The sequence below is a fragment of the Halorientalis salina genome (assembly GCF_005049285.1).
Lineage (GTDB): Archaea > Halobacteriota > Halobacteria > Halobacteriales > Haloarculaceae > Halorientalis > Halorientalis salina.
This window is the reverse complement of the sequence record NZ_SOSC01000007.1, coordinates 64,321-76,999: the sequence shown is the minus strand read 5'-3', so window position 1 is coordinate 76,999 and position 12,679 is coordinate 64,321. Positions and strand designations below refer to the sequence as shown.

At 67.4% G+C, this 12,679-nt stretch carries 14 protein-coding genes; 9 read left to right on the top strand and 5 right to left on the bottom strand.

Annotation, left to right across the window (positions count from 1 at the left end; genetic code table 11):
• Positions 1-26: 26 nt before the first annotated feature.
• Both E2481_RS13250 and E2481_RS13245 read right to left on the bottom strand, forming a co-directional pair.
• Positions 27-1,868, bottom strand: coding sequence for a formate/nitrite transporter family protein (locus E2481_RS13250; protein ID WP_136717634.1), 1,842 nt, complete (start codon positions 1,866-1,868; stop codon positions 27-29).
• Positions 1,869-1,906: 38 nt separating this feature from the next.
• Positions 1,907-2,650 carry a DNA polymerase sliding clamp gene (locus E2481_RS13245; RefSeq protein ID WP_136717633.1) on the bottom strand — a complete coding sequence of 248 codons (744 nt, stop codon included), beginning with the start codon at positions 2,648-2,650 and terminating at the stop codon, positions 1,907-1,909.
• 240 nt (positions 2,651-2,890) lie between these two features.
• On the opposite strand from E2481_RS13245, the gene E2481_RS13240 reads away from it, so the two are divergent.
• The 6 genes from E2481_RS13240 (at position 2,891) to E2481_RS13215 (ending at position 9,351) form a co-directional block, all read left to right on the top strand.
• A complete protein-coding gene (locus E2481_RS13240; RefSeq protein ID WP_136717632.1) occupies positions 2,891-3,514 on the top strand; it encodes a PGF-CTERM sorting domain-containing protein in 624 nt (207 codons plus the stop codon).
• Positions 3,515-3,545: 31 nt separating this feature from the next.
• Positions 3,546-4,121: a hypothetical protein gene (locus tag E2481_RS13235; protein ID WP_136717631.1), complete on the top strand. Its 576-nt coding sequence runs from the start codon at positions 3,546-3,548 to the stop codon at positions 4,119-4,121.
• 47 nt (positions 4,122-4,168) lie between these two features.
• The gene (locus tag E2481_RS13230; RefSeq protein ID WP_136717630.1) at positions 4,169-4,915 is read left to right on the top strand and encodes a helix-turn-helix domain-containing protein; all 747 of its coding nucleotides are present in this window, start codon (positions 4,169-4,171) and stop codon (positions 4,913-4,915) included.
• 63 nt (positions 4,916-4,978) lie between these two features.
• Positions 4,979-7,375 (top strand): heavy metal translocating P-type ATPase, encoded by a 2,397-nt coding sequence (locus tag E2481_RS13225; RefSeq protein WP_136717629.1) that lies wholly within the window; start codon positions 4,979-4,981, stop codon positions 7,373-7,375.
• Between the two features lie 36 nt (positions 7,376-7,411).
• On the top strand, positions 7,412-8,440 hold the full coding sequence (locus tag E2481_RS13220; RefSeq protein WP_136717628.1) for an LLM class flavin-dependent oxidoreductase: 1,029 nt from the start codon (positions 7,412-7,414) through the stop codon (positions 8,438-8,440).
• 140 nt (positions 8,441-8,580) lie between these two features.
• Entirely contained in the window at positions 8,581-9,351 is a 771-nt protein-coding gene (locus tag E2481_RS13215; RefSeq protein WP_136717627.1) for a 23S rRNA (uridine(2552)-2'-O)-methyltransferase, read from the top strand.
• Here E2481_RS13215 and E2481_RS13210 read toward each other — a convergent pair.
• The gene (locus E2481_RS13210; RefSeq protein ID WP_136717626.1) at positions 9,348-10,043 is read right to left on the bottom strand and encodes a queuosine precursor transporter; all 696 of its coding nucleotides are present in this window, start codon (positions 10,041-10,043) and stop codon (positions 9,348-9,350) included. The two genes, E2481_RS13215 and E2481_RS13210, sit on opposite strands and share 4 nt — an antisense overlap.
• Positions 10,033-10,209, bottom strand: coding sequence for a ribbon-helix-helix domain-containing protein (locus E2481_RS13205; RefSeq protein ID WP_136717625.1), 177 nt, complete (start codon positions 10,207-10,209; stop codon positions 10,033-10,035). The genes E2481_RS13210 and E2481_RS13205 overlap by 11 nt, the downstream gene beginning before the upstream one ends.
• A gap of 242 nt (positions 10,210-10,451) precedes the next feature.
• Here E2481_RS13205 and E2481_RS13200 point away from each other — a divergent pair, with 242 nt between their 5' ends.
• From E2481_RS13200 to E2481_RS13190, 3 genes are all read left to right on the top strand, one after another.
• On the top strand, positions 10,452-10,994 hold the full coding sequence (locus E2481_RS13200) for a hypothetical protein (RefSeq protein ID WP_136717624.1): 543 nt from the start codon (positions 10,452-10,454) through the stop codon (positions 10,992-10,994).
• 84 nt (positions 10,995-11,078) lie between these two features.
• On the top strand, positions 11,079-11,273 hold the full coding sequence (locus E2481_RS13195; protein ID WP_136717623.1) for a DUF4177 domain-containing protein: 195 nt from the start codon (positions 11,079-11,081) through the stop codon (positions 11,271-11,273).
• 2 nt (positions 11,274-11,275) lie between these two features.
• On the top strand, positions 11,276-12,292 hold the full coding sequence (locus E2481_RS13190) for a hypothetical protein (RefSeq protein ID WP_136717622.1): 1,017 nt from the start codon (positions 11,276-11,278) through the stop codon (positions 12,290-12,292).
• A gap of 42 nt (positions 12,293-12,334) precedes the next feature.
• On the opposite strand, the gene E2481_RS13185 is transcribed toward E2481_RS13190, so the two are convergent.
• Positions 12,335-12,628, bottom strand: a complete 294-nt coding sequence (locus E2481_RS13185; RefSeq protein WP_136717621.1) for a HalOD1 output domain-containing protein — start codon at positions 12,626-12,628, stop codon at positions 12,335-12,337.
• Between the last annotated feature and the right edge of the window lie 51 nt (positions 12,629-12,679).

The following is a 12,679-nucleotide window of genomic DNA, read 5'->3' as shown; positions in this document are numbered from 1 at the left end:
CGTCAGACACACGCATGACGCGTCCCTCAGCGTCGTCCGAATAGGCGGTCCCGCAGGGAGCGGGGCGTCGCCCGCTCGGTGAGCAGTACCGAGCAGTCCACGTCGTTGACGACGTCGAAGGTAAGCGAGTCGTGAACGAGCCGTGCGAGCAGGCCGCGTTCAGTCGCGCCGAGCATCACCAGCGTGTGGTCACGGGCTTCCCGAGCGATGACGCCCTCGATGTCGCCGGAGGTGTCGACCGTCTGGACGGCGTCGTCGAGGTCGTGTCCGTCGGCCCAGTCGGCGAGGAACCGCTCGCCGGCCTCCCGCTGGTCGTCCCCGTCGACGACGTGTAACAGGGAGATTTCCGATCCCGCGACCGACTGGAGTGTCCGCGCGATCTCGGCGCTCAGGTCGCAGTTGTACCCCTCCTCGGTCGGGAGCAGGATGCGCGAGGGGTCCAGATCGCGGTTCTTGAGGACGAGGAAATCACAGGGCAGCTCCCTGGTGAGGTCGGAAAGCGACCGGTTGGCGTGGGCCGCACCCCAGAGCCGGTCGTCGCCCCACTGCATCATCACGAGATTGGCCCGCTTGCGACGGGCGATATTGAAGATCTCCTCGAACGAGCGGTGGGAAACCACGGTCGAACTGTCGTACTCGACGTCGTACTCCGCAGCGATGTCGCGGATGCCCGACATCAGTTCGTCGGACTCATCGATGATGCGCCGGCTCTGTCTGGTTCCGTAGCCACGGGACTGCTCGGGCACCTGAACGATGTGGACCGGGTGGACGACGGCTTCCTCCTTCTGGCTCGCCAGCGTGCAGGCGAACTCGACGAGTTGCGTCTCGGTTCGGGGGTTCGAGATGGGGACGACGACCCGATACGGGCCGTTCTCGTCCGGTGTGGTCGCCTCGGCCGTGTCGATGAGCGGGACGTACGAGCGGCCGACGAACCCACCGTAGAGCCACTCCGAAAGCGACAGTTGCCGTTCGGCACCGTCGAACCGGGCCGATTCGAGCCGGTGTTCGGTCGTCTGGAAGTAGTTGACGACCGTCACCAGCACGACGCCACCGATGGTGTTGCCCAGCAACACGGGGAGGACGAACTCCACGAGACCGACCGTGACGGCGAGCTCGCCGAGATACACGAGGAACATCATCTCGGTGAACGAGACGACCGAGTGGTAGAGACCGCCCAGCGGGATCGACAGGAACGCAATGTAGACGACGACGAGCCGCGAGATCGTGTCCCGGGCGGCGTACTCGACCCAGACGACCCCGGCGACGATGAGGCCGGCGAACGCGGCCTTCGAGAAGAGGCTCCACCAGGCCGTGTCGACGCCCTTGTGCCCGAGCTCGGCCGCCACCGTCGCGGCTTCGGGCGACAGGACGCCGCCGAACACGAGCGCGAGCGCACCCAGGGCACCGCCGGTGAAGTTGCCGAACAACACGACCGTCCAGTTGCGCAGCAGCGCCGGGATGCTCGCCAGGCGTTCGAGCGTCAGCGCCACCGGCGGGAGCGTGTTCTCGGTGTAGAGCTGGTAGCCGCCGATGATGATGTAGATGAACCCGAGCGGGTACAGCATGGCGCTCAGCACGGGATCGCCACCCGTCGTGGCGGTCAGCGAGACGTACAGCATGAACGTGATCGTGATCGCGAAGCCGGCCGCGAGGGCGCTGAAGAACAGTTCGCGACTCCCGGAGGTGATCTCTTCGTCGGCGGCCGCGATGATCCGCTGGAACACTTCGTCCGAGGAAAAGCGGTCGCGGACGACGCGTCCGACCGCCGGCGCGCCGCTCCGGGAACGTTCGACGGCCTCCCGAACCGACTCCTCGGGGTCCAGGTCGGGACTCGGCTCCTCGGGATCTCTCCCGTCAGACTCACTCATCGTGCGGACTTGTCGAGAAGCGAACTAAGCCTTTGGTATCACTCGCTCTGGATGCGCGGGGCTAACATATATGTTACAGTTCCCTCGCCTTCGGCGATGTCGAAGTGCATCTTGACGGGGAACTCCTCGCCGAGTTCCATCTCGATCTCGGCGTCTTTCGGGATGGCCTTGTTCATGTCCTTGAGATAGTCCAGCGAGAACAGCGAGTGGGCCTCCCCCGCGACGAGGTCGATGAGGTCGTCGCGGCCGAGTTCGAAGTGGACGTCGTCGGTGTCGCCCTCGGCGTCGACGTAGAACACGTCTTCGCCGTCGTTGACGCCGAGTGCGATGTGGTCCGAGACCATGTCGGCGGCCTTGACCGAGCGGTCGATGTCTTTCCCCTCGAGGACGACGTTGGCGGGCAGGTCCAGGTCCGGCAGGTCCGGTTCCTGGCGGATGGAGTCGGGATCGATCAGCGCCAGGGTGCCTTCGAGACCCTCGATCTGGACGTGGAGCTTGCGGGTCTCCTCGTCGAGTTCGAGCTGGATGAGCTGGCCGGCGTCGGCCATTCCCGCGAACTCTTCGAGTCGGGAGAGGTTGACGCCGATAGTTCCTCCGTCGGTCTCGTAGGATTCGAAGGCCGCAGCGTCGAGTCGGAGGTCGACCATCCCCACGTTGGCCGGGTCGACCGCCCGGATCTCGATGCCGTCCTCCGTGAGGTGGATCTTGCATTCGTCCACCAGCACACTCACGGAGTCCAGCGTCGTCCGGAGCGTGTCCGCACTCACGATGGCGTTGAACATCTTGGAATCGGCTACGCCCCCATCTCTTAAAAAGTCCCGTCTTTCCGTTCGCGTACGCGCACGACGGCAAGGGACCTGTCGGTTCCGGCCGATCGCTTGCCCAACCGTGGCGGCCCACGTCTCGACGGCGGGCCAGCATGGACACAGTTGTCCCCGACTCTCAGTCACCACACGAGAATTGCAGGCCAGTTACCCACGAGAATCCGAACCCTTAGCCGGGAGAGCGGTGGACCGGCCCCAATGGCACCGACAGGTTCGGTTCCGTCTCGGCGAGCAGTGCTCAGAGGGCTCGGTGCAGGCCTCAGTGCGGGAATCGGCTCGGTCGCGGTTCCCGGCACGGCGGCCGCACGGCAGGAAGAGGGTGTGACCACCCCCGCAGTCATCGTCGACATCCCGGAGTTCGACGCCGAGGTCCTCCCCGGCTTCTTCATCCACGTCGATTCGCGGATGGACCCCCTCGATGCCACGGTGTCGGACAACTGCGACTACCCGACCTGGCCGCCCGAGGAGTCCCTGGCCTACGACATCTGGCTCATCGGTCGCAAGGCGAACGCCCAGGGAGCGAACCGGACGTCGCTGTACGTCTCCAACGACCGGTCGATCCCCGGCGGCGCGCTCTACGTCGTCAACAACGCCACGCGGTGTTCGGAGAACTACGTCGGCATCGAGATCGAACAGATTAACGCGGGGGGCAGCGGCCCGTTCACCCCCCAGAACTACGCCGAGGAGACGCCGACGGAGGCAGCCGAGCAGGGGGACGGCGACGACGGCGATACCGGTGTCTTCGGCCCCGGCTTCGGTATCGGCGGGGCGCTGGCCGGACTGCTCGGCGGCGGGTGGCTCGCCCACCGACGCAGGGAGTAGAGTTATCCTGTCAGCGGCTCGTAGCGCCCCCATGGACGAGGAGGCGGACGCGGAAACGACACACGAGCGGATGCAACGATACGAGGTCTTAGACGACAAGGAGCGGGAGTTCCGCAGGCAGAAACGGACCGTCCTCGACGACGTGGGCGAGGAACTCGCCGACACCGTCGAGACGGCCGCCGCCGAAACCGGCGTCGCAGTCGAGGTCGACGACCGCTCCCGGGACGGGACCCAGCAGACGCTCCGCGCCCGGCTCGACCGCGCGGCACTCGTCGCCGCCGTCACGGAAGAGCTCCCCGACGGCTTCGTCGTCGAACACGTCAACGACGACGGCTCTCTCACTATCCAGTGGGACGAACGCGACCGCACCTCGGAGGGCCGCCGCGCCGCCGCGGTTCTGAAAGCCATCGTCGCCGAGACGACCGAGACCGACAGCGACGGCTTTTTCGTCTCCGTGCCGACCCGCCAGGCGGTCCTGACCCGAGCGGCCGAGCTGGGCATCGACAAGGACCTCGCCGAGCGGCGACTCGCACACCTGGCCGACCTGGACGTGATCGACGTGGCCGACGGCGAGATCTACCCCGACAGCAACTTCTCGAAGTACTAGGTCGGTCCGTCCCACTGGATTATATCCGGTCAGTTCGTAGCGACCGTATGCGCGAACTCGTCTTCGCTCTCGAATACGAGCCGGGGTTCAACCGGGTGGCCGACGCGCTGGCCGACCACCCCGAGGCCCGGATCCGCTCGCTCTCGCTGCACGCCACCACCGAGCACCTCTGGCGCGTCGACCACGCGAGTGGCACGCCCGAGGCGCTCGACGACGTCGAGGCCGCCTTCTTCGACAGCGACTACTACGCCGACTGTCTCGCCATCGAGGACTGCGGTGCCACCCAGACCACGGAGGTGCTCGACCACACCGACGACACGCTGGTCCTCTACACCCACTGGGAGCGCACGCCGACCTGCGCGTCGGTGCCTCACATGGCTCGTGAACACCTCGGCGACGGCGTGCTGTTCGAGACGCGCCACGAGGGGCGTCACTACACGTGGCGCGTGATCCACGCCGGCGACGGCGACGTGAGCGCGTTCTTCGAGGAACTCGACGCGGCCGTCGGCGACTGCGCCCGGATGGAGATGCTGCGGGCGGCGGAGACGACCCCGTCCGGCGACCCGAGTGCCGGACCGGCCGACCTCGCCCCGGAGCAGGAGGCCGCGCTCCTGGCCGCCGTCGAACACGGCTACTACGAGTCGCCCCGGGAAGTGGACGTCGCGGAACTCGCCGACCACCTCGACGTGCCACGGTCGACGCTCACCTATCGGCTCCGACGGGCCGAGGAACACCTGGCGAAACGCCACGCCGCCAAGACCCACGGCCCGACCGATCCGACCCCCTCACTGTGAGGAGCCGTCGAGTTGGAAAATTCCAACGAAGACTTATCGAGTTGATAGCCCTAGTTTCGGGTAATGACCGACGAATCAGCCGCCAGGGACCGGGCGGGCGGGGGCGACGCCCAGGGGGAGCTGACGGCCCGCCTCGTCGTCCCCGAGATGGACTGCCCGTCCTGTGCGGGGAAAGTCGACAAGAGCCTGAGCCGCGTCGACGGCGTCGTCGACACGACGCTCCAGCCGACCACCGGGAAGACCACCGTCACGTACGACTCCGACCGCGTCGACGAGGGCGACGTGATCGCCGCCATCGAGAACGCCGGCTACGAGGTGGCGGGGACCGGCGACGGCGACTCGGAGGACGAGGACTCGACCGACGGCGTCGAGGTCGCGCCGCCGGCGGAGGTGTGGACGAGCCCCCGGGCGATCAAGACCTGGATCGGGGCGGTCCTGGTCACGCTCGGCCTCGGTTTCGAGTTCGTCCTGACGGGATCGAACCCCGACGTGGCGAGCGTCCTCGGCATCTCGCTGACGCTCGCGGACGCGCTGTTCCTCGGTGCCGTCGCCGCCAGCGGCTATCCCGTCGTCCGCGGGGGGTACTACTCGGCGAAGAATCTGAGCCTCGACATCGACCTGCTGATGGGGACGGCCATCATCGCCGCCACCGGGATCGGCTACTTCGTCGAAGCCGCCACGCTGGCGGTCCTGTTCAGCATCGCCGAGTTGCTGGAGGACTACGCGATGGACCGGGCGCGGGACTCCCTGCGTGAACTGATGGAGCTGTCGCCCGACGAGGCGACTGTTCGTCGTGACGGCGAGGAACTGACCGTCCCGGCGGACGACGTCGCGGTCGGCGAGACCGTGATCGTCCGTCCCGGCGACAAGATCCCGCTCGACGGCACGGTCCTGGACGGGGAGAGCGCGGTCGACGAGTCACCGATCACCGGCGAGAGCGTCCCCGTCGACAAGACCGCGGGCGACGAGGTGTTCGCCGGCGCGATCAACGAGGGCGGCTATCTCGAAGTCGAGGTCACCTCGACCGCCGGCGACTCGACGCTCTCGCGCATCATCGAGATGGTCCAGGGGGCCCAGGCCAAACAGACCGACACCGAGCAGTTCGTCGACCGGTTCGCTGGCTATTACACGCCCACAGTCGTCGTGCTGGCGATCCTGACCGCCGCCGTCCCGCCGCTGGTCATCGCCGACCCCGTCTCGGTCGGCGTCGCCGGGTACGCGCTCACCTTCGCCGGCGACTGGGGGACGTGGTTCGTCCGCGGGCTCACCCTGCTGGTGATCGCCTGTCCTTGTGCGTTCGTCATCTCGACGCCCGTCTCGGTGGTCTCGGGCATCACCAGCGCCGCGAAGAACGGCGCCCTCATCAAGGGCGGCAACCACCTCGAAGCGATGGGTGAGGTCGACGCCATCGCCGTCGACAAGACCGGCACGCTCACCAAAGGCGAACTCGCGGTCACCGACGTCGTGCCGGTCGGCGACACCGACGAAGCGACGCTCCTGCGCTACGCCGCCGGGATCGAGCGACGCAGTGAACACCCCATCGCCGAGGCGATCCTCGCCCGCGCCGAGGCGGCCGGCGTGACCGACATCCCGGAGCCGTCGGCCTTCGAGAGCCTGACCGGGAGGGGCATCCGCGGCGAGATCGGCGTCTCCGGCGAAGCCGGAGGCTCGTCGGACTCGGACGGTGGCGAGTCCTACTACGCGGGGAAGCCGAAGCTGTTCGAAGAACTTGGCTTCGACCTCTCACGGTCGCACAGGACCGACGGCGGGGCCGCCCAGGCGGGTGCAGTGAAACCCGGCGACGGCGCGTTCCCTGCGGGGACGCTCGACGACCTGGAGCAGGCGGGCAAGACGGTCGTCCTCGTGGGGACGGAGACGGACCTGCTGGGTGCCATCGCCATCGCCGACGAGGTGCGGCCGGCCTCGAAGCGGGCCGTCGAACGCCTCCACGAACTGGGCGTCGAGCGAGTCGTCATGCTGACCGGCGACAACGAGGGGACGGCCCGAGCCATCGCCGAACAGGTCGGCGTCGACGAGTACCGCGCCGAACTCCTGCCGGAGGAGAAAGTCGACGCCGTCGAGGAACTGCAGGCGACCGACGGCGAGGTGGCGATGGTCGGCGACGGCATCAACGACGCGCCGGCGCTGGCGACCGCCGACGTCGGCGTCGCGATGGGGGCGGCGGGCACGGACACGGCCCTCGAAACGGCCGACATCGCGCTGATGGGCGACGACATCGGGAAGCTCCCGTACCTGTACGCGCTGTCACACTCCGCAAACGGCGTCATCCGGCAGAACATCTGGGCGAGTCTCGGCGTGAAAGCGCTGTTGGCGGTCGGCGTCCCGCTCGGACTGGTGAGCGTCGCCGTCGCGGTCGTGGTCGGGGACATGGGAATGAGCCTCAGCGTCACCGGCAACGCCATGCGGCTCGCGCGGATCGATCCCGACACCTTCGGGTAGCCGAACCGTTTTCCCGTCCAGGCCCGGAGTGGGGCCGTGAAACTCTCCGCCGTCGACCTCTCGCCGGTGCCCGAGGACGGCACCGCGACCGACGCGTATCGGAACACCGTCGAGGCCGCACAGCAGGCCGAACGCCTCGGCTTCGAGCGGTTCTGGGTGGCCGAACACCACGGCATGGCCAGCACGCTCGCGGGGACGACCCCCGAGGTCTTGCTCGGGCATCTGGCCGCCGAGACCGACTCGATCCGCCTCGGCTCTGGGGCGGTGTTGCTCAACCACTACAGCCCGTTCAAGGTCGCCGAGCAGTTCGGCGCGCTGGACGCGCTCGCACCGGGCCGCATCGACGCGGGACTGGGGCGGGCCAACGGCTCGCCGGCCGCCGACCGCGCCCTCGAAACGGAGCGGCGCGTCCGGAACCCCGACGAGGACCACGCCGAGAAGATCGAGGCCGTCGTCACCCACCTCTACGACGACTACCCGGAGGGCCACGCCTACAGCGACCTGGAGATTCCCCGGTCGGGCGCGGACGAGCCTGTTCCCTGGGTGCTCGGATCGAGCCCGTCGAGCGCGGCCATCGCGGGCGAACTCGGCCTGCGCTTCTGTTTCGCGGCGTTCATCCGCCCGCAGTTCGCCACCCACGCCTTCGAGGAGTACCGCGAGACCTTCGAGCGCTCGAACCTGGGCGGCGGAGTCGACGAGCCGCGGGGAGCAGTCGCGGTGAACGCGGTCTGTGCCGACACCGACGAGGAGGCCGCGCGGCGCCGCGCGGTGGCCGAAGCCACGTACAAGCGCATGGAGCGCGGCGTCGTCGGGACGCGACCGACCGTCGAGGAGGCCATCGACGAACTCGGCGGCGTCCCCGACCCGACGCCGGCGACGCTCGACGACGACGAGTGGCCGCGAGCGATTTCGGGAAGTCCGGAAACGCTCGCGGGCTTGCTCGATCAGCTCGCCGACCGCGTCGGCGTCGACGAGGTGATGATCCAGCACGTGATCGACGGCCACGACGAGGCGCTTCGGTCCCACGAGTTGCTGGCCGAGGGCGTCGGGATCGAGGGTCGCTGATCGGCATCGACCGCCCCCGAAGCCGCCGAGCAGGTGCGTCACGCCTATCAGCGTCGGCCGTCTCTCGGTAGGTATGCACCAAACGGTTTCCGTCCGCGACGCCCGGACGGGCACGCGGCGACCGGGTCTGCGAGGCAACGATGTCAGGTAAAGACGAGTACTACAACCGGGCCAAACAGGAGGGGTACCGCGCCCGGTCGGCCTACAAGCTCAAACAGCTCGACCAGGCGACGGGCCTGCTGGGCGACGGCCGCACCGTCGTCGACCTCGGGGCCGCCCCCGGCGGCTGGCTCCAGGTCGCCGCCGAGGAGGTCGGTTCTCGGGGCACCGTCGTCGGCGTCGACCGCCAGCGCATCGACGACCTGGAGGACCCGGACGCGACCGTCGAGTACGTCCGAGGCGACATGACCGACGAGGAGACCAAGGCCGAAGTGGTCGAGCGCGTCGGCAAGGCCGACACCGTGCTCTCGGACATGGCACCGAACATGACTGGCGAGTACAGCGTCGACCACGCCCGCTCGGTCCACCTCGCCCGCCAGGCCTTCGAGGTCGCACTGGACGTGCTCGATACCGGCGGCGACTTCGCCGCCAAGGTGTTCGACGGCCAGGACGTCGACCCGCTCAAGGAGGACATCGATTCGGAGTTCGAGTACGTCCGCGAAGTCCGCCCGGACGCCTCTCGTGACTCTTCCTCGGAGCTGTATCTGGTCGGGAAACACCGCCTGACCGCGCCCGTCAGCGAGGGCGACACCGTCGAAGTGACCATCGAGGACATCGGCAGCGAGGGCGACGGCATCGCCAAGGTCGAGGGCTTCACCCTGTTCGTCTCCGGCGTCGAAGAGGGGGAGACCGTCGAAGTGCGCGTCGACGACGTGAAACCCAAGTACGCCTTCGCCCAGCCGGTCAACTAGTCCGCGACCGCGGGTTCTGCCAGATCTGCGTTCCGGGACCGGACCGCCGCGACGACGAGGTAGACGAAGGGCGTGTCCACGACCGCGATCAGCAGTTTGAACAGGTATTGCCCGACCATCAGTGAGAGGGCCAGTTCCAGGGGAACGCCCTGGAAGACGACGAACGCGACCGTGACGAAGATGACCGTGTCCAGCAGTTGGCTCGTCGCCGTCGACCCGACGTTGCGGAGCCACAGCGCGTCGCCGTCGGTCAGTTCCCTGATGCGGTGGAAGACGATCACGTCCCAGTTCTGACTGACGAGATACGCCAAAAGGCTCGCGACGACGACGCCCGTGCTCGCGCCCAGTACCTGCTGGAAGGCCCCCGCGCCGACCGGGGAGTTGCCCGCGACCGGTGCGGCGATGGTCGACCAGACCAGCAGGAGGAGGACGAAGTTCATGAAGAAGCCGACGTTGACGACGACCTGTGCGGCCCGTTTCCCGTACAGCTCGGTGTAACAGTCCGAGGCGAAGAAGGTGACCGCGTAGGCCAGCGCCGCGCCCGGCAACACGAGCGCCTCGCCGGCGACCGGCAGCGAGAAGGGCAACCCGAAGGCCAGCACCTTCGAGGCGGTTACCTGGGCGGTGACCAGCGCCGTGACGAACAGCGAGACGAGGCCGACCTGCGCGACCGTCGGGTGGTCACTGCTCATCGTCTAACCTGCCGTGGCGGGCGTCGATCTCGTCTAACTGGTCCAGCGTCTTCCTAACCGAGGCCCGAATAGCCTCGCTGCGGTTGACGAACTTCCCGTCGCCGCCGACGTGGTCGTCCAGGTCGTCCAGGAGTTCCTGAGGCACCTCCACGCTTATTTTCGGCATCCCAGACTCACCTCCGAGCGGTACGTTTCCGTTCCATGCGGTCGATCGACGAGACGCCGTCCCCGGATACTCAGTGCTCCCATAGTATTCTCACGTGCATATTTGCAGCATCCGATAAAAAGCTACACGAACGCAGTCACCGCTCACGCCTCCACTGGTCGCGGTGTGGGTCGCTTCCCGCGCCAGGGCCACCGGTTCGGCGACGGGCAACACGTATCCTCGTCGCGCCCGTCCTTTAGGCAGTGGTAACTGTGAACACACCCATCCAGTCGAACGTCATGCGCCGGTTCCGCCAGCGGCTCGGACCGGTTCTCAACCGACTGACCGGCGTCGTCGGACAGCCGACCACGCAGGTGTACCCGTCCGGGTACGTCGCGACCGTCCACCGCCCGCACGACGAGGTCGCCGCAGCGCTCGAAGCCGGCGGCTTCACGTGGGACCCGTTGAGCATGTTCCACTACACGCCGACGGGGAGCAGCACCGACGGGAGCTGGGCGTACCGATCCGGGCCGTTCGCCGAGCGACAGCTCCACGTCGTCCTGTTCGCGACTCGGCCGGATCGAACCGACGTGTACGCCCACGACGAGTGCAACTGGCTGCGACACCCGCTCAAACACGCCGACGAGGTCGACATCCGTCGGAAATCGGGCGCGACGACGATGCGTCGCTGGCTGGCGGACAGTGATCTGCCCGCCAGGCAGCACTCCCTCGCGCGGCGCAAGATCGGACACGCCGTAGAACGGTTGCGCGAGCGGCTCCGCGGACGGGGCCATCGACTCCGGTGAGGTGGGGAGCACAACACCCGTGATTCGACACGTCGACACGCGTAGCCACCGACGTTAGGGGACAGTAGCACCAACTAGAGGGCGATGCCCGAACCCACCCGCTGGGAGTACGAGACGCTCCGTCCGCCGCGCGACGAGGTCAAAAAGGAGGCGACGGACCCGAAAACAGAGCTGAACGAGCTGGGTGCGGACGGCTGGGAGCTCGTGAGCACGATCGAGTACGAGGGCGGCGGGACGAAGTATCTCGTGTTCAAGCGACCGGCAGGGACGGGTGAGTGAGCATGGCCGAGGACACGGACGTTAGCACGGCCAACACCATGCGCGAGCGCGCCGGCGAGAGTCGGACGAAACTCTGGATCCTGTTGCGCGTCAACCGGCTGTTCCTCACCGGGATCCTGACCGGTGCCGTGTTCGTCGCGTTCGTGATCGTCGTCGCCGGTCTCTCACCGCCGTTCGCACAGCAGGTCGCGTCCGAGGACGTCATCGAGACGCTGTTCTCGACGATGATCACCGTGATCGTGACCGGAACGACGCTCGTCGTCACGATCGGACAGCTCGTCCTGAGCCAGGAGAACGGGCCGCTCGGCGACCAGCGCGAGCGGATGAGCAGCTCGATGGACGCACGGGACTTCACCGAAGAGCTGATCGGCGCCCCCAGCCCCACGGACCCGGCCGAGTACCTCCGCGAGATACTCGGCGTGACGGCACAGCGAGCCGAGGCGCTCCGGGATTCGGTCGCCGGAACCGGCGACGACGCCCTCCGGACGGAGGTCGACGAGTTCGCCGACAGCGTCGTCGGAAACGTCGACATCGTTCGTGACCATCTCGACGGCGCACAGTTCGGCTCGTTCGACGTGCTGTTCGCCGCGCTGAACTTCAACTACAGCTGGAAGATATACATGGTCGAGCGCATCGACAACGAGTACGAGGGGACGCTCTCCGAGGACCAACACGGGCTGCTCGACGAACTGAAAACGGCGCTGTCGATGTTCGGCCCGGCTCGCGAGCACGTCAAGACGCTGTACTTCCAGTGGGCGCTGATCGACCTCTCGCAGCTGATCCTCTATGCGGCGGTGCCGGCACTGGCCGTCGCCGGAATCATGGCCGCCGTGGTCGACGGGGGCACGTTCCCCGGGAGCACGCTGGGACTCGATCACATCGTCCTCGTCGTCGGCGGTGCCTTTGCGGTGACGCTCGCGCCGTTCATGCTGTTCGTCTCCTACCTCCTCCGGATTCTCACGGTCGCGAAGCGAACGCTGGCTATCGAGCCGCTGATCCTGCGCGATACGCAACAGTAGCCGATTCGTCGCTGTCGCGTCGACGCTGACCGTAGCCGGACCTCACCGGGGGATCCGCATCAGCGAGACGTTGCCGGCCTGGTCCATCTCGACCCGGTAGCCGAAGTAGGAGAACTGGACCTCGACCTGTGCGTCCGCCGAGGGCGGGTCCGAGAACACCTCGCTCACGATGTCGTCGATCCGGGGATGCATCGGCGGGAGGGCCGTCACGTCACACCCTTCCAGTTCGGCGACGAGTTCCAGAAACTCGTAGTCGGCCTCGTCCGGATCCGTCGATACTCGTCGGTGTGCGATGTCTGCATCGGGGGAATCGCCGTCGGAACCATCGTCGGGCATACCGAAACATGGGTATCGCCTGTGTAAACGGTGTTCGCGCACTGCGGACGG